The following is a 15,223-nucleotide window of genomic DNA, read 5'->3' as shown; positions in this document are numbered from 1 at the left end:
ACCGCCGGTGCTGGAACACACTTGCGAAGTCGCCCTACGCCCCAACGACTTCGACTGGGCCGGGCACCTGAACAACAGCGTGTACCCCCAACTCCTGGAAACCGGCCGCTGGGAGTGGGGGCTCGCCCACGGCGTCGACGCGCGCGAGGACACCGTGGTCGCCGTGGTGCTCCAGCTCCAACTGGACTACCTGCACGCGGTCGACTGGGACCCGGTCGGCCGCCTGGTCGTGCGCACCTCCCTCGCGGACCGGACGGCCTACAGCTTCACCCTCGCCCAGGACGTCGAACTCCCCGACGGCACCAAGGCGGCCAGGGGCAGGGTCCGCCTCGGCCTCGTCGACCGGCTCACCAAGCGCGTCCACCGCGTCGACCTGGACTCGATGTTCGACGGCGGCGGCTCCGGGAGCACGGCGTGACGGCGCACACCGTGGACACGGCCGCGGACACCCTCCCCGGGCGGCTCGCCGCCCAGGCCCACCGCACGGGCGCGACCGTCACCTTCGGCACCTCCGCCCGGCGGGAGACCCTCACGTATCCCGAGTTCGCCGAGCAGGTCGCGGCGGCGGCCGGCGGCTTCGCCGAGCAGGGCGTACGCCCCCGCGACCGGGTGATGCTCCGCATCGGCAGCACCCGCGAGAGCCTCCTGGCGCTGCTGGGGCTGATGCACCTGGGCGCGGTCCCGGTGTCGGTCAAGCCCCGCGTGCCCGGAGCGGTGGTCGAGCAGTACCTCGCCGCGGTGTCCCGGCAGCAGGGCACACGTCACGCCTTCCGCATCTCCGGTCCCGGCCTGCGCGAACTCACCCTGGAACCGGTCCTGTCGACGCCGTCCGGCCCGGCGCCGGGGCATCCGGAGGACCTCGCGTTCGTCCAGTACACGAGCGGCTCCACCGGCATGCCCCGCCCCATCCCGCTCAGCCACCGCGCGGTCCTCGCCAACATCGGGGCGATCAGCGGCGTCTCCGGCATGCGGCCGGGCCACGCCGGCATCATCGCGCTGCCGCTCCACCACGACATGGGCCTGATCGGCGTACTGACCGCGCTCGTACAGGGCGCCGATCTGGTCCTGGAGGAGCCGGGGGCGTTCCTGCGCAGACCTCTGGCGGCCCTGCGCCTGGTGCGGGACGCACCGTGCGTGCACAGCGCCCTTCCCGACTTCATGCTGCGGTACCTGGCGGCGCGGATCGCGGAGGCGGCGGCGCGGGGGGAACTCGACCCGGGCCTGTTCCGGACCTGGAGCACCGTCTTCTGCGGGGCGGAGCCCATCCGCCGGGAATCGGTGCGCACGTTCCTCGACGCCACCACTCCTTGGGGCTTCGACCCGTCGGCGCTGGTGTTCTGCTACGGCCTCGCGGAAGCGGTCCTGATGGCCACCCACCACCGCCTCACGGACCCCGGCAGCGCCTTCCGCACCCGGGGCGCGGTCGCCACCGCTTGCCTCGGCACCCCGGTGCCCGGCCTCGGCCTGCGCGTCGTGGACGAGGCGGGGCGCGACTGCGCCGAGGCCGAGACGGGCCGCGTACAGCTGCGCGGGGACTCCCTGTTCAACGGCTACGACGGCGCCACCGACCACCGCACGACCTGGTTCGACACCGGCGACCTGGGCCACCTGGACGCGGGCCTGCTCCACGTCGACGGCCGGCGCTCCGACCGGGTATCGGTCAACGGCGCGAACGTCTTCGCCGAGGACGTGGAACAGGTCGCGGCGGCCGAGCCGGGCGTCGCGGAGTGCGTCGTCCTGCCCCACGGCGCGTCGTTCGCCGTCGTGGTGGTGGCGGAGCGCGGCCGGCACATCGACGCCGACCGCCTCGCGGCCCGCATCACCGCGGACTTCACCGTGGCCCCGGAGACCGTCCTGCAGGTGCCGCACAGCGCCGTCGTCCGCACGGCGAGCGGCAAACCCGCGCGCACGTACATGGCGGCCCGGCTGGAGGAACTCCAACGGGCCGGCGCACCCGGGCAGTCGACTCGGCGGTCGGCGGAAACGTGACCCCGTACGTTCTTCGAGCCGCTCGGGCCCGGGACGGACAGTCACCCCGGCCCGGGTCCGGGGCCGGCGGGGATCGCCCGAGGCGATCCACGGGGGCGCCGTACGGTCGGCCGCGATGAACGAGACACCCCAGCCCTTGCCGTTGCCGGACCGCGAACCGGCCGGCGCCACGGTGGCGGGCAGACCGATCGCCGCGCAGTTCCCGCCGGCCTGGTTCCACGGCGGGGCGGGCCCGTGTGGGTACCGGCGCCGCACGGGCCCGGACCCCGCGGCCGGCCCGCGCTCGCCCTCTTCTCCTCCACCTGCGTGCCGCTCGTCGCGGCGATCACGACCATCGGCGTCGAGCAGGGGGTCCTCGGCACCGACGAGGCCGCCGCGCTGGTCGGCGCGGCGATGCTCTCCGTCCTCCTGCTCCCGCTTCTGGCACTGAAGCTGCGCGGCGGCGCGACGCGGCCGTCCCTGTCGTCGACGAAGTCGGAGACCTGGTGACGTACGCCGTCCGGGCGGGCTCGGGGGCAGCGGTCGTCCGGGGGTCCGCGCCGCAGTGCACCGCGGGGCGCCGGCGCGGCCGGCGGAGGTCAATGACGCGTGCGGCCGCTCAGCCGGGCCTGCGTCAGCCGCCACACCCGGCGGCTCAGCGCGGTCGCCGCGGCGGTGAGGAAGACGAAGCTGTACAGGATCTGCACGACGACCGTCCCACGCGCCGCCTGCCCGCGCGGGGTGATGTCGCCGTAGCCGATGGTCGCCAGCGTCACCAGGGTGAAGTACAGGGCGTCCACACGTGTCTCCAGACCCGTGAACGCGCCCGGGCGGCGGGCGAGGACGAAGTACCCGGCGGCGAAGACCAGCACCGACAGGGACAGCAGGACGGCGATGACGAGTCCGGAGCGGGTGCCGGGCCTGTCGAGCAGGACGTCACGGATCTGCCGCACGATCAGCGCGGCGATGACCGCCAGCGCCCCGCAGAACAGCGTCCAGCTCAGCACCGGACGGCCATGGCCCAGCCGGTCGAGGGGGAGCAGGAAGTAGCCCGTGGCCGCCGCGGCCACCAGGAGCGGCGCAGTGGCCGCCCGGCCGGCACCGGACATGGTGGACCATCCCCTCGTCAGCACCGCGGCCCGGTTCCGGCCTCGGCAGACGGGGCCCATCGGCGCACGGCGCCGGACACCGCGCCGTGGCCCACCCGTCCCGCCATGCCGCCTCCGCCTGCTCTGCGATCGCTGCCACCTCAGTGAAGAGCCACCGCCCGCCCGTCGCACGCCGAGACCCCCCGCTTCCCCGTCCTCGACACCGACGGCTCCGGACGCCCTCCTGACACTTCACTCGGACGGCGTAGCCCTCGTGGCCGCATCGCCGCGCGAGCCCGAGGGTCGAAGGTGACCGGTGCGGACGGCCGGAACGGCACGGTCCGCCCCCGAGAACGGAGTGTCCCCCATGACGACACAGCCACGCACCGGACCGCCGACGGGCAGCCACGGACCGGCGGCCACCGGCGGTTCCTGGGCCGCGGGCGGCGCCACCTTCGCGGGCGTCCTGCTGTTCCTCAACGGCGTCCTGGCCGTCTTCCAGGGCATCGCCGCCATCGCCGAGGACGACGTCTACGCCCGGATCGGCAGCTACGTCTACGAGATCAACCTCACCGGCTGGGGCTGGATCCTGCTGATCCTCGGCGTCATCGTGGCGCTCGTCGGCGGCGGCATCCTCTCCAGCGCGGCGTGGGCACGGGCGGCGGGCATCGCTCTCGCGTCGCTCAGCCTGATCGCGCAGTTCCTCTTCCTGCCGTACGCGCCGGTGTGGTCGGTGGTCATGATGGCCATCGACGTCTTCGTCATCTGGGCGCTGGCCACGTACCGCTCCGAGCCGACGGTGCGTTGAGGCTCCGGCGGCACCGGCCCACCGCGTCGGCCCACGGCCGCGCGCATGGCCGTGCAGATGGCCGCAGGGCCGCCTGCCGACGCGGCCGGGCCCGGAAGGGATTGCCATGCGCCGCTGTCCGCCCATCGCCGACCACGGCATGGTCGGCGACCTCCAGACCGCGGCCCTCGTCTCCTCCGAGGGGTCGAGTGGATCTGCGCACCCCGCTTCGACTCCCCGAGCCTCTTCGCGGCCCTGCCGGACCACGACCGCGGCGGCCACTTCGCGATCACCGTCGACGGCACGGACGTCACCACGCGTCAGCCCTACCCGGCCGGCACCGCCGTGCTCATCACCCGCTGCCTCACCCCCCCGTTCCAGGCCGTCGACGAGTTCCCTCGCCGTCGAGGCGGCGTCGGGCGGCTCTTGGAGCGGCGCCCAGTGACCGGTCCGGGTGCGGCCGGTCCGCCGCCGGTCGGCCCTCGCCTGAAGGTCGATCGAGAGAGAGCCGCCCGGGACCGCGCCGTCGGTGCAGAGAGCCGTCCGCCGGCCGTCCCAGCCGCGGTCGGCTCCGCCCTCCCCGGCTACAATCGCCGGGCCGGCACAGCCGACCGCAGGAGGCGCACCCGTGGGCACGGCCCGCACGCTCGCGCACGCGTACCGACGCTTCGGCGAGGTCGACGCCGCCGGGATCTCGCCGCTGTACGAGCGCGTCGCCGTCGCGCTGAGCGAGTCCGCCGAGGCGCTGCAGGCGATCGGGACGGCGCCCGGACGCAGGCGGCAGCCCGCGCTGATCCTCGCCGCGCTGCACGACCTCGCCCTCGCCGGACGCGCCCCGGCGCTCGCCGCGGCCTATGCGGCCGAAGACGGTGACGCCGCCGCCGACGCGGCGATCGACACGCTGCTGCGCCAGGCCGACTCGGTCGTGGCCGTCGCCGTGCGGCGCCGGCGGACGCGGCCCGACGAGACCGGCCGCTGCGCGGTGCTGTACCCGGCCGTGGCCGAGGCGGCACGCCGGGTGGGTGCGGACGCGATCGGGCTGATCGACGTGGGCTGTTCGGCCGCGCTCAATCTGAACGTCGACCGCGTGCGCATCACCTACGGCGACGGACGGTCGCTGGGCGACCCTTCGTCCCCCGTGCACATGCCGGCGTCGCTCGTGGGAGACCGGCCCGTTCCGGCGACGGCGATGCCCGAGGTCGCCGCCCGCGTGGGCGTCGACGCCGACCCGGTCGACGTGACCGACGCGGACGACGTCCGATGGCTGCGCGCCTGCGTCTGGCCGGGCCGGCCGGAGCGTGCCGCGCGGCTCGAAGCGGAGATGGCGCTGGCGGCGACGGCCCCGGCGTCGCTGCTGCGCGGCGACGTCGTGGAGATGACGCCCGAGGCCGTGGCCCGTGTGCCGGCGCACGCCCTGCCCGTCGTCACCACGACCTGGGCACTGTCGCGCATCCCGGCAGAGGACCGCCGGCTCTTCCTGGACCGCCTCGCCGAAGCCGCGGCCGGCCGCTCGGTGGCGTGGGTGTCGGTGGAGGGGGTCGGCGTCGCGCCGACGGTACCGACCCTCGGCGACCGCCCCGCTTCCGGGCACAGCATCATCGGCCTGACGGTGCTCGACGGTTCGGCCCCGCGCGGTGAGGCCCTGGGCCGCTGCTGGTCACGGGGCCGCATGCTGGCGTGGCTGTCGGACTCCTAGGCTCCGTCGTGCAGGGCGGCACGGTCGGCGTTCCGGGCGTTGGCGGCGCGCCGCCCGGCGGACCCCGGCCGGAAGTCATGCGTCCACAGGGCTCGTGAAGTCGTCCCCTCCCTCACGCCAAGGACGTGCCGTCACCCTTCCGAGTTCGCATACATGAACGTAAATCACGTACAGGTCTATTGACGCACCCAGGGCAGCCACCCTAGCTTCACGCAGAAAGCGATTTCCAACGATCCGTCACAAGGCCCGCTCCCCCGCATTTTCCGCGTGCGCTCTGCACCCTGGCATCCTGGAGACGACCATGCGCCTGGCACCCCCCACCCTGTCCACCGGCCTCGCCGGCGTCCTGGCCGGGCTGCTCGTCCTGTCCTCGGCCGTGGGCGCGCACGGCGTCCCCGGGGACCCTGCGGCACAGACCGGCGCCCGGGCCCTGGCGGGCGAGTTGTACGTGGCGGGCGACGGGAACGACAGCAACCCGGGGACGCTCGCCGCCCCGTTGAGGACCATCCAGCGCGCGGTGGACCTGGCGCAGGCCGGCACCACGATCCAGGTCCGGGGCGGTACGTACGCACCGAGCGCCAACATCAAACTGCTCAAGAGCGGCACGGCGAGCCAACCCATCACCCTGCGCAACTACAACGGCGAGCGCGTGGTCGTCGACGGCGAGAACATGCCGTACACGCCGGGGGCCGTGGGATCCAGCATTCCCCGGGCGGAGCGCGGCGCGGTCCACATCGAGGGGGAGCACTGGCGGCTGATCGGTCTGGAGATCGTCCACGGCCCCTACGGCGTGTTCGGCCTGGACACCGGCCACAACGTGTTCGACCGGCTCGTCACCCGGGACAACTACGAGTCCGGTTTCCACCTCCAGGGCGCCTCGAGCCACAACCAGATCCTCAACCTGGACAGTCACGGCAACCGCGATCCGCGCAAGAACGGCGAGAGCGCCGACGGCCTGGCCATCAAGGAGGGTTCCGGCGCCGGCAACGTGCTGCGCGGAGCCCGCCTGTGGAACAACGCGGACGACGGTCTGGACTTCTGGATGTTCGCCGACTCGCCGATCCTCGTCGAGAACACCCTCGCGTGGGGCAACGGCTACAACCGGTGGAACCTGCCCGACTATCAGGGCGACGGCAACGGCTTCAAGATGGGCGGCAACGGCGTGGCGGCGGGCCACACCGTGCGCAACAGCATGGCGTGGGACAACTCCGCGGGCGGCTTCGTCGACAACGACAACCCGGGCAGGATGACCATCGACCACTGCACGGCGTGGGACCACCCGAAGGCCGGGTTCGACTTCAGCCGCTCCTCCAGCACGCTGACGAAGAACCTGGCGGTGGCCAACGGCGCCAACGCCTCGCTCGGCCCGGCTTCCACGGGCAGCGGCAACTCCTGGAACCTCGGCGGCAGCTGGTCGTTCACCAGCACCAACCCGAGCACCATCACCGGCCCCAGGACGGCGACGGGCGCCATCCCGTCCTCCACCTTCCTGCGCCCGAGCAACGGCGCGGACGTCGGCGCGCGGTTCTGAGCGGCAGACACGTCCGAGGACACCGGGAAGCGCGCCGACAGATATCCGATCGAGGCCCCGGGGCAAGCGCCCCTGGGCCTCGTCGTGCGTTGACCTGTGATGCGAGGTTCGACATCCGATCCCATGTCGAAAGTTTCGCAGCGCGTTCGACGATGTGCGGAGGCATCCGTCAACACCGTTGCGCTGCACACACCTTGACCATGCTGGAAATGCACCCCTAGATTCCCCCGAGAGGTTCGCACACATGCGCCCTATCCACATATGTGACCACATTCGAGGAGGGGAACCCGTCAACCCCTCCGCACCATGCGCTCCATCAGTGGAAACTTTCGAACGCGAGGATGTCTTATGCATGCCCGTATGGACGACAACGGCAGTCAGCCGCCGAGCCGGCGGTCGGTTCTCGGCTGGGCCGTCGGCACGGCCGCGCTCGCCGGCCCGCTCGGCTCGGTGCTGGACCCCTCCGGCGAGGCGCTCGCCGCCGAAGGGAGCGTCGTGGAGCGGTCCGCGCGTCCCACTGATTCCGGCGCGTACATCTCCTTCACTCCCGTCCCGGGCGGGTTGGCGTTGGTGCGGGCGGGCCGCGCGGTGCCGTTGGTGGTCAGCGACGACGACTGGCCCGGCGTCGTGCGCGTGGTGGGCGACCTGCGGGACGACATCGAGCGGGTGACCGGGGTCCGGCCGGCGGTCGTCCGGGGTGAGGCGCCGGCGGCGCGGGAGATCACGATCGTCGGGACGATCGGCCGCAGCCCGCTGATCGACCGGCTCGTGGCCGCCGGGAAACTCGACGTCAGCGGTATCGAGGGCAAGTGGGAGACGTCCCTGCAGACCGTGGTGGACAAGCCGTTGCCTGGAGTCGAGCGCGCGTTCGTGATCGCGGGCAGCGACCAGCGCGGCACCGTCTTCGGCGCCTACGACGTGTCCCGGGGCATCGGCGTCTCCCCCTGGTACTACTGGGCCGACGTCCGGCCCGTGCACCGGGACGCGCTGTACGTCCGGCCCGGCCGGCACACCCAGGGCACTCCGGCGGTGAAGTACCGCGGCTTCTTCATCAACGACGAGAACCCGGCCCTGGGGACCTGGGCGCCGGCGACCTTCGGCGAGGGCAAGGCGCCCGGGCATCCGGGCGGGTTCAACGCCGCGTTCTACGCGAAGATCTTCGAGCTGCTGCTGCGGCTGAAGGGCAACTACCTGTGGCCGGCGGTGTGGGGCCGTGCCTTCGCCGAGGACGACCCGGACAACCACGCCACCGCGAAGGCGTACGGCGTCGTGATGGGCACCTCCCACGAGGCGCCGATGATGCGCGGCATCGAGGAGTGGAACCGGCACGCCGTGCCCGCCGTGCGCGACAAGGACGGTGTCGTCGTCACTCCCGGGCGCGATCCCTACGGCGGCACCGGCGAGTGGTCGTTCCGGTACAACGCCGAGGCGGTCAAGGCGTACTGGCGCGACGGCATCCGGCGCATGGTGGACGAGGACTTCGAGGGCGTGGTGACCCTCGGGATGCGCGGCAACGGCGACACGGCGCTGAGCGACGGCGACGGCATCGAGCTGATGGAACGGATCATCGCCGCCCAGCGGAAGATCCTCGCCGAGGTCACCGGCAAGGACGTCACGACCGTTCCGCAGGTGTGGACCATGTACAAGGAAGTGCAGCGGTACTGGGACGAAGGGCTGCGCGCCCCCGACGACGTCACCGTCGTCTTCACCGACGACAACTGGGGCAACGTCCGCAAGCTCCCCGGCGCCGCCGAGGACGGACGCAGCGGAGGGTACGGCCTCTACTACCACTTCGACTACGTGGGGGCCAGCCGCAACTACAAGTGGGTCGACACCAACTCCCTGCCCAACATCTGGGACCAGCTCCACCAGACGTACGCCTACGGCAGCCACGGCCTGTGGGTCACCAACTCCGGTGACGTCAAGGGCAACGAGCGGCCCACCCAGTTCTTCCTCGACTACGCCTGGTCGCCCGACCGCTGGACCCTGGACCGGCTGCCGGAGTGGGATCTGCGGTTCGCGCGGCAGAACTTCGACGGCCGGTTCGCCGACGAGATCGCGAAGGTGCTCAGGACGTACGAGCACCTGCAGGCGCGCCGCAAGCCGGAACTGCTCAACCGCCGCCAGACCCTGGGCGACCCCGCGAACCCGTCCACGATCGTCACCGACGACCAGGCCTCGCCGTTCAGCCTGACCGACTACCGGGAGATGGACCGCGTCACCCGCGAGTGGCAGGACCTGGCCGGCCGGGCCGACCGGATCGCCGCCGAGTTGCCCGCGAGCGAACAGGACGCGTGGTTCGAGCTGGTCGGTTACGCGGTGCGGGCCACCGCGAACCTGTATCTGCTGCGGCAGGCCCAGTTCACCAATCTCCTCTACGCCGCCCAGGGCCGGGCCGCGACCAACGACCTGGCCGACGCCGCCGAGGCCCGGCTGGCCGACGACTTCGCGCTCGCCGACCGTTTCAACAACGAGGTCGCCGGGGGCAAATGGAAGGGCTTCCAGACGCAGACCCACATCGGCTACGGCGACAAGGCCCGCTACGGGGCCGACGCCGCCTGGCAGGAGCCGCCGCGGCCCGATCGGATCTACCCCGCCGTCAAGCGGATCGCTCTTCCCGCCGCGGCGGAGATGGGCGTCGCCGTGGACGGCTCCGACAAGTGGTGGCCGCACGAGCCGGGCGAGGCGGTGCTGCCCGCGTTCAGCCCCTACCAGACGCAACCCGCCCAGTACATCGAGGTGTTCAACCGCGGGACCGCCCCGTTCACCTACCGCGTCGACACGGGCGTGCCGTGGCTGACCGCCGACCGCCCCGGCGGCACGGTGGACCTGCAGCAGCGGGTCGTCCTGAAGGTGGACTGGGACCGGGCGCCCCGCGGCGTCCGCCGCGTCCCGGTGAGGGTCACCGGGTCGGAGGGGACCGAGGTCACCGTCCAGGCCGTCATCGAGCGTCCGGCCGCTGCGCGCTCCCGGCTCAAGGGGTTCGTCGAAGCGGGTGGCCATGTATCCGTCGAGGCAGCGCACTTCTCCCGCTCCGTCGGCGCCGGCGGCGTGTCCTGGCAGCGCGTCCCCGGCATCACCCGCACCGGCGACGGCATGGAACCCTTCCCCGTCACCGCCGCCCGCCGCTCCCCCGGCCGGGGCCCCCGGCTCGAGTACGACATCAGCCTCTTCACCACGGGCCCCGTCACCGTCTGGGCGTACGTCTCGCCGCGCAACCCGGCCCTGCCCGGCCGCTCCGGACTGCACTACGCCGTCTCCCTCGACGACGCGGCGCCGCAGACCGTGGACGTCGTCGCCGCCACCGGCGCCAGCGACCTCACCATGAACACCGGGTGGGGCCGCAACACCGCGGACAACGTCAACCGGACCCGGACCGTCCACCACGTCGACACGGCCGGGCACCACGTCCTGAAGTTCTGGATGGTGGACCCCACCGTGGTCCTGCACAAGATCGTGATCGACACCGGCGGCCTGAAGTACAGCTACCTCGGCCCGCAGGAGAGCCGGTGGCTGTCATGAGACGTGCGTCCCTGCTGGCCGGAACGGCCTCCGCACTGGCCGCGGCCGTCACCGGCGCCGTCACGCCCTCGGCGGTCGCGGCGCCCCGGAGCCGTCCGTCCGGTGACGCGACGGCGCCGGCCGCCGGCGCCCACTGGGTGCACACCTGGTCGGCCACGCCCCAGCTGACCGAGCCGCACAACATGCCGCCCGCGCCCTTCACCGGGACCGGCCGCGCCCTCGCGGACACCACACTGCGCCAGACGGTGCGCGTGTCGGTCGGCGGCCGGCGTCTGCGGCTGCGGTTCTCCAACGCGTTCGGGGGCACGAACCTGCCGATCACGGGCGTGTCCGTGGCCCGTCCCGCCGACGGGAGGGCCGGCGTCAGCGCCGTCGTGCCCGGCAGCGCCCGCCCGGTCACGTTCGGCGGGCGACCGGGCATCGACGTCCCCAAGGGCGCCCAGGCGGTCACCGATCCGCTGGACTTCGCCGTCCGGCCGGGAGAGAACCTGACCGTGACGCTCCACCTCGCCGAGGGTCAGGCGTCCACGGGCATCACCTCGCACCCCGGGTCGCGCACGACGTCGTACCTGCTGGCCGGCGACCACCTCACCGCCGGCGAGCTGCCGGGGGCCACGGCGGTCGACCACTGGTACTTCCTCAGCGGCGTCGAGGTGCGGGCGGGGCGGCGGACCTCCACGACGGTCGTTCTTGGCGACTCGCTCACCGACGGCCGCGGCTCCACGACCAACGGCAACGACCGCTGGCCCGACCAGCTCTTCGAACGTCTCCGGTCGGGTGCGGGCGACGATTTCGTCGCGGTCGTCAACGAGGCCGCCGGCGGCAACCGGGTCCTGCGCGACGGCCTCGGCCCCAACGCCCTGGCCCGGCTGGACCGCGACGTCCTGTCCAAGAGCGGCGCGGACCGGCTCGTCGTCTTCCACGGCGTCAACGACATCGGCACGGCCGGCACGTCCGAGGAGTCCGCACGGCGGATCACGGCCGAGCTCACCGAGGCCTACCGGCAGATCGTGGTCCGGGCCCACGCCCAGGGCATCGCCGTCTACGGGGCCACCCTGACCCCCTTCGGCGGCAACGGCTACGACGACCCGGCCGGGGGCCACGAGTCCGCGCGTCAGGCCGTCAACCGGTGGATCCGCACCGGCGGTGTGTTCGACGCCGTGATCGACTTCGACGAGGCCGTCCGCGATCCACGGGCGCCCCGGCGCCTGCTGCCCGCCTACGACACCGGCGACCACCTGCATCTGAACCCCGCCGGCTACCGCGCCCTGGCCGAGGCCGTCCCGCTCGGCCTGTTCCGCCGGCCCGCGGCCGTCTCCGGCCTCTGACCGCACCGAGTGCGTCCCCGCCCGGCGGCCACCACAGCGCCGGGCGGGGACGCCCGCGCGTCCGGCTCGCGTGGCGGAGCGGCGGCCCGTCGCGTCGGCACCCCGGCGGTCACCGAGCCGCCCCGCTCCCCTCCACGAACGTCTTGGCCGCGGTCAGCTCGGTGAGCCAGCCCTTGTCGTTGCCCTCGCGCTCCTTCAACCACGCCGCCGGGTCGTCGGCGAGGCCGGAGAACCCGCTCTCCACCACGCGCAGGGTCACCCCGCCGCCGTCCCGCTCGTCGATCCAGAACTCGACCAGGGTCGTCGGCGTGAACTCGTCCCGCGTCGGCGTCCCGATCCAGCGGAATGCCGCGTAACGGGGCTTGTCCAGCTCGACCGTCCGGAACCGGAACTCGCCGAGGGACGGATGGCGCACCACGGCCACGTCGTCCTCGTACCGCAGATCCGGCTGCGGGTCGACCACGCCGTCGTTGATGTACCAGCCGGGCCGCGCGACCAGCTCCCACACCCGCTCGGCCGGGGCGTCGATGTCGATCTGCCGGGCGATCCGGTCCAGCTCGACCAGCTCTGCTTCCGTGTACGTGACGTCGTCGTTCACAGGTGTCTCCCTTGCCATTGACGTGCAACTCAAAGGTTGCACAGCTCGGGGGCAACTGCAACTTGCCGGTTGCACTGTTCGACGAAACTCCCGGCTCCGGGACAACGGCGAGGCCCGGCCGTGGACGACCGGGGGTCGGACGTCCGGAACGGCCGGGCCTGCCGAAGCGGCCGGGAGTCGGCGGCGCGTCCCCGCGTCAGCGGGCCGCGAGGAGTTCGAGCGTGTCGATCACACGGTTCGAGAAGCCCCACTCGTTGTCGTACCAGGCGACCACCTTGACGTGACGGCCGTCGACCCGGGTGAGCGCCGAGTCGAAGATCGAGGAGGCGGGGTTGCCCGTGATGTCGGAGGACACGAGCGGGTCCTCCGAGTACTCGAGGATGCCGGCGAGCGGGCCCTCCGCCGCGGCGCGGTACGCCGCCAGCACGTCGTCGCGCGTCACGTCGCGGGCGACGGTCGTGTTGAGCTCGACGATCGAGCCGACCGGCACGGGCACGCGGATCGAGTCGCCCGACAGCTTTCCGTCGAGGCCGGGCAGCACCAGGCCGATCGCCTTGGCGGCGCCCGTCGTGGTCGGCACGATGTTGACCCCGGCGGCGCGGGCGCGACGGGGGTCGCGGTGCGGCCCGTCCTGCAGGTTCTGCTCCTGCGTGTAGGCGTGCACGGTGGTCATGAACCCGTGCTCGATGCCGGCGACCCGGTCCAGCACGGCCGCCAGCGGCGCGAGCGCGTTGGTGGTGCAGGAGGCGTTGGAGACGATGGTGTGCAGGGCCGGGTCGTAGGCGTCGGTGTTGACTCCGAACGCGAGCGTGACGTCGGCGCCGTCCGACGGCGCGCTGACGAGCACCTTCCGCGCGCCCGCGTCGAGGTGGGCGCGGGCGGCCTTGGCCGAGGTGAAGCGGCCGGTGGCCTCCAGGACGATGTCGACGCCGAGTTCGGCCCACGGCAACTGCGCCGGCTCACGCTCGGCCAGCACCCTGATCCGGTGGCCGTCGACGACGAGGGCGTCCCCGTCCACCGTCACCGGACGCCCGAGCCGGCCGGCCGTGCTGTCGTAGGCGAGGAGCCGGGCCAGAGCGGCGGGCTCGGTCAGGTCGTTGACGGCGACGATCTCGAGGTCGCTGTCGCGCTCCAGGCGCGCGCGCAGCACGTTGCGTCCGATGCGGCCGAAACCGTTGATGGCGATGCGAGTCATGAATGGTGTCCCTTCCCTTCGCCATCAGGTTCGCCCGCGGCGCGCGCCCGTCGACAGTGGCGTGATCGCCATGGTTCACAAGGATCCCGCCACCCCCCGCCGCAAGGTTGCCGCAACGCCACGGCCGTCGAACGGCGCGGCGAACGGCGCGCTATTCGCGCCGGGTGAAGGTGCGCCGGTACTCGCTCGGCGTCGTGCCGAGGATGCGCTGGAAGTGCAGGCGCAGGTTCGCGCCGGTGCCGAGGCCGACGTCGGCGGCGATCTGCTCGACGCCGCGCTGCGAGCGCTCCAGCAGTTCGCGGGCGAGGTCGAGGCGGGCGCGCATCACCCACTGCATCGGCGTGTAGCCGGTCTCCTCGACGAAGCGACGGGAGAACGTGCGCGGCGACACCCCGGCCTGACGCGCCAGTATGTCGAGGGTGAGGGGCTCGCCGAGCCGGTGCAGGGCCCACTCGCGGGTGGCGGCGAAGCGTTCGCCGAGCGGTTCGGGGACGCTGCGCGGCACGTACTGGGCCTGGCCGCCGCTGCGGTAGGGGGCCGCGACCAGACGGCGAGCGGCGTGGTTCGACGCGGCGAGCCCCAGGTCGCGTCGCAGGATGTGCAGGCACAGGTCGATGCCGGAGGCGGCGCCGGCCGAGGTGAGCACGCTGCCCTCGTCGACGAACAGCACGTTCTCGTCCACCCGGACGCGCGGATGCCTCGTCATCAGCGCTTGCGTGTAGTGCCAGTGGGTCGTGGCACGTCTGCCGTCGAGCAGGCCGGTGGCGGCGAGCGCGAACGCGCCCGTCGAGATGGCGGCGAGCCGCGCGCCCCGGTCGTGCGCGGCGATCAGCGCGTCCACGACGGCCGGCGGCGGGTCGTCGCGGTCCGGGAACCGGTAGCCGGGGACGAAGACGATGTCGGCCCACGTCAGCGCGTCGAGGCCGTCGGCGACGTAGTACGACAGACCGTCGCCGCCGGTCACGAGGCCGGGGGTCGCCCCGCAGACCCTCACCTCGTACGGCATGCTCGCACGGGTCGAGAACACCTGTGCGGGGATGCCGACATCGAGCGGTTTCGCGCCCTCGAGCACGAGGACGGCGACGCGGTGCAGACGGGAGGCTGACACGGGAAGGAGGTTACTGCGCGGAAAGATCCGTTCCGGAACGTGGACGCCTGTTGGCGTGGAGCGCCGGCTGCGGTACAAATAGGCCTCATGAATCCCGAGCCCTTGGTGCGACGCCTGGTCATCGACCTGTGCCGACGCCCGGGCTCGTGTTGTTGCTGACCCGGCCTGCCTCGACCAGGCTTTTCTGACACGCCCCGAGGTGCGGTGACGCCACCCCGCGCCCGGGCGGTTCCCGCACCCTGACACAGGGGTGCGCTCCCCTCGTCACCCCTCACCTTCGCTCGGGTCCGGCCGCCCATGTCGGTCGACGGCAGCCGCTCGTGTCCCGGCGCCCCCTGGAGGACGCCCGTGTCCGCAATTCCCCCTGCCACAAAGGCAGATGACAATCCGTCAACCACCGCC

Annotated in this window: 12 protein-coding genes and 1 pseudogene; 9 read left to right on the top strand and 4 right to left on the bottom strand. The window is 72.9% G+C overall.

Translation table 11 applies throughout. The features are described 5' to 3' along the window. Positions 1-7: 7 nt before the first annotated feature. From ACZ6KF_RS11420 to ACZ6KF_RS11410, 3 genes are all read left to right on the top strand, one after another. Complete coding sequence (locus ACZ6KF_RS11420; protein ID WP_469238224.1) at positions 8-418, top strand: acyl-CoA thioesterase; 411 nt, start codon at positions 8-10, stop codon at positions 416-418. After that, the gene (locus tag ACZ6KF_RS11415) at positions 415-1,989 is read left to right on the top strand and encodes an AMP-binding protein (RefSeq protein WP_469238222.1); all 1,575 of its coding nucleotides are present in this window, start codon (positions 415-417) and stop codon (positions 1,987-1,989) included. The genes ACZ6KF_RS11420 and ACZ6KF_RS11415 overlap by 4 nt, the downstream gene beginning before the upstream one ends. A 234-nt stretch (positions 1,990-2,223) precedes the next feature. Beyond that, entirely contained in the window at positions 2,224-2,478 is a 255-nt protein-coding gene (locus ACZ6KF_RS11410) for a hypothetical protein (protein WP_469238220.1), read from the top strand. 89 nt (positions 2,479-2,567) lie between these two features. Here the strand turns inward: ACZ6KF_RS11410 and ACZ6KF_RS11405 are convergent, their stop codons facing one another. Continuing rightward, positions 2,568-3,077, bottom strand: a complete 510-nt coding sequence (locus ACZ6KF_RS11405) for a potassium channel family protein (protein WP_469238218.1) — start codon at positions 3,075-3,077, stop codon at positions 2,568-2,570. Positions 3,078-3,423: 346 nt separating this feature from the next. Between ACZ6KF_RS11405 and ACZ6KF_RS11400 the strand changes: the two genes are divergently transcribed. The 6 genes and pseudogenes from ACZ6KF_RS11400 (at position 3,424) to ACZ6KF_RS11375 (ending at position 11,920) form a co-directional block, all read left to right on the top strand. Beyond that, complete coding sequence (locus tag ACZ6KF_RS11400) at positions 3,424-3,864, top strand: DUF7144 family membrane protein (protein WP_469238217.1); 441 nt, start codon at positions 3,424-3,426, stop codon at positions 3,862-3,864. 45 nt (positions 3,865-3,909) lie between these two features. Then, a pseudogene (locus ACZ6KF_RS11395) lies at positions 3,910-4,146 on the top strand (hypothetical protein); the annotation flags it as partial. Between the two features lie 325 nt (positions 4,147-4,471). Continuing rightward, entirely contained in the window at positions 4,472-5,539 is a 1,068-nt protein-coding gene (locus ACZ6KF_RS11390) for a DUF2332 domain-containing protein (protein ID WP_469238214.1), read from the top strand. A gap of 301 nt (positions 5,540-5,840) precedes the next feature. After that, a complete protein-coding gene (locus tag ACZ6KF_RS11385; protein WP_469238212.1) occupies positions 5,841-7,070 on the top strand; it encodes a right-handed parallel beta-helix repeat-containing protein in 1,230 nt (409 codons plus the stop codon). A 360-nt stretch (positions 7,071-7,430) separates the two neighbouring features. Further along, positions 7,431-10,592: a glycosyl hydrolase 115 family protein gene (locus ACZ6KF_RS11380; RefSeq protein WP_469238431.1), complete on the top strand. Its 3,162-nt coding sequence runs from the start codon at positions 7,431-7,433 to the stop codon at positions 10,590-10,592. Beyond that, positions 10,589-11,920, top strand: coding sequence for an SGNH/GDSL hydrolase family protein (locus ACZ6KF_RS11375; protein ID WP_469238210.1), 1,332 nt, complete (start codon positions 10,589-10,591; stop codon positions 11,918-11,920). The genes ACZ6KF_RS11380 and ACZ6KF_RS11375 overlap by 4 nt, the downstream gene beginning before the upstream one ends. Positions 11,921-12,029: 109 nt before the next feature. Here ACZ6KF_RS11375 and ACZ6KF_RS11370 read toward each other — a convergent pair whose 3' ends face one another. The 3 genes from ACZ6KF_RS11370 to ACZ6KF_RS11360 all read right to left on the bottom strand — a co-directional run bounded on the left by ACZ6KF_RS11370 (position 12,030) and on the right by ACZ6KF_RS11360 (position 14,821). Continuing rightward, positions 12,030-12,518, bottom strand: coding sequence for an SRPBCC family protein (locus ACZ6KF_RS11370; protein WP_356633783.1), 489 nt, complete (start codon positions 12,516-12,518; stop codon positions 12,030-12,032). A 196-nt stretch (positions 12,519-12,714) separates the two neighbouring features. Next, positions 12,715-13,713 (bottom strand): type I glyceraldehyde-3-phosphate dehydrogenase, encoded by a 999-nt coding sequence (gene gap, locus ACZ6KF_RS11365; protein ID WP_356633785.1) that lies wholly within the window; start codon positions 13,711-13,713, stop codon positions 12,715-12,717. A gap of 151 nt (positions 13,714-13,864) precedes the next feature. Then, the gene (locus ACZ6KF_RS11360) at positions 13,865-14,821 is read right to left on the bottom strand and encodes a GlxA family transcriptional regulator (protein ID WP_356633787.1); all 957 of its coding nucleotides are present in this window, start codon (positions 14,819-14,821) and stop codon (positions 13,865-13,867) included. Positions 14,822-15,223: the final 402 nt, after the last annotated feature.

The sequence above is a fragment of the Streptomyces sp. NPDC046379 genome, from assembly GCF_055587785.1.
Note: the sequence above shows the minus strand (reverse complement) of the source record. Positions and strands in the feature narration are given on the sequence as shown.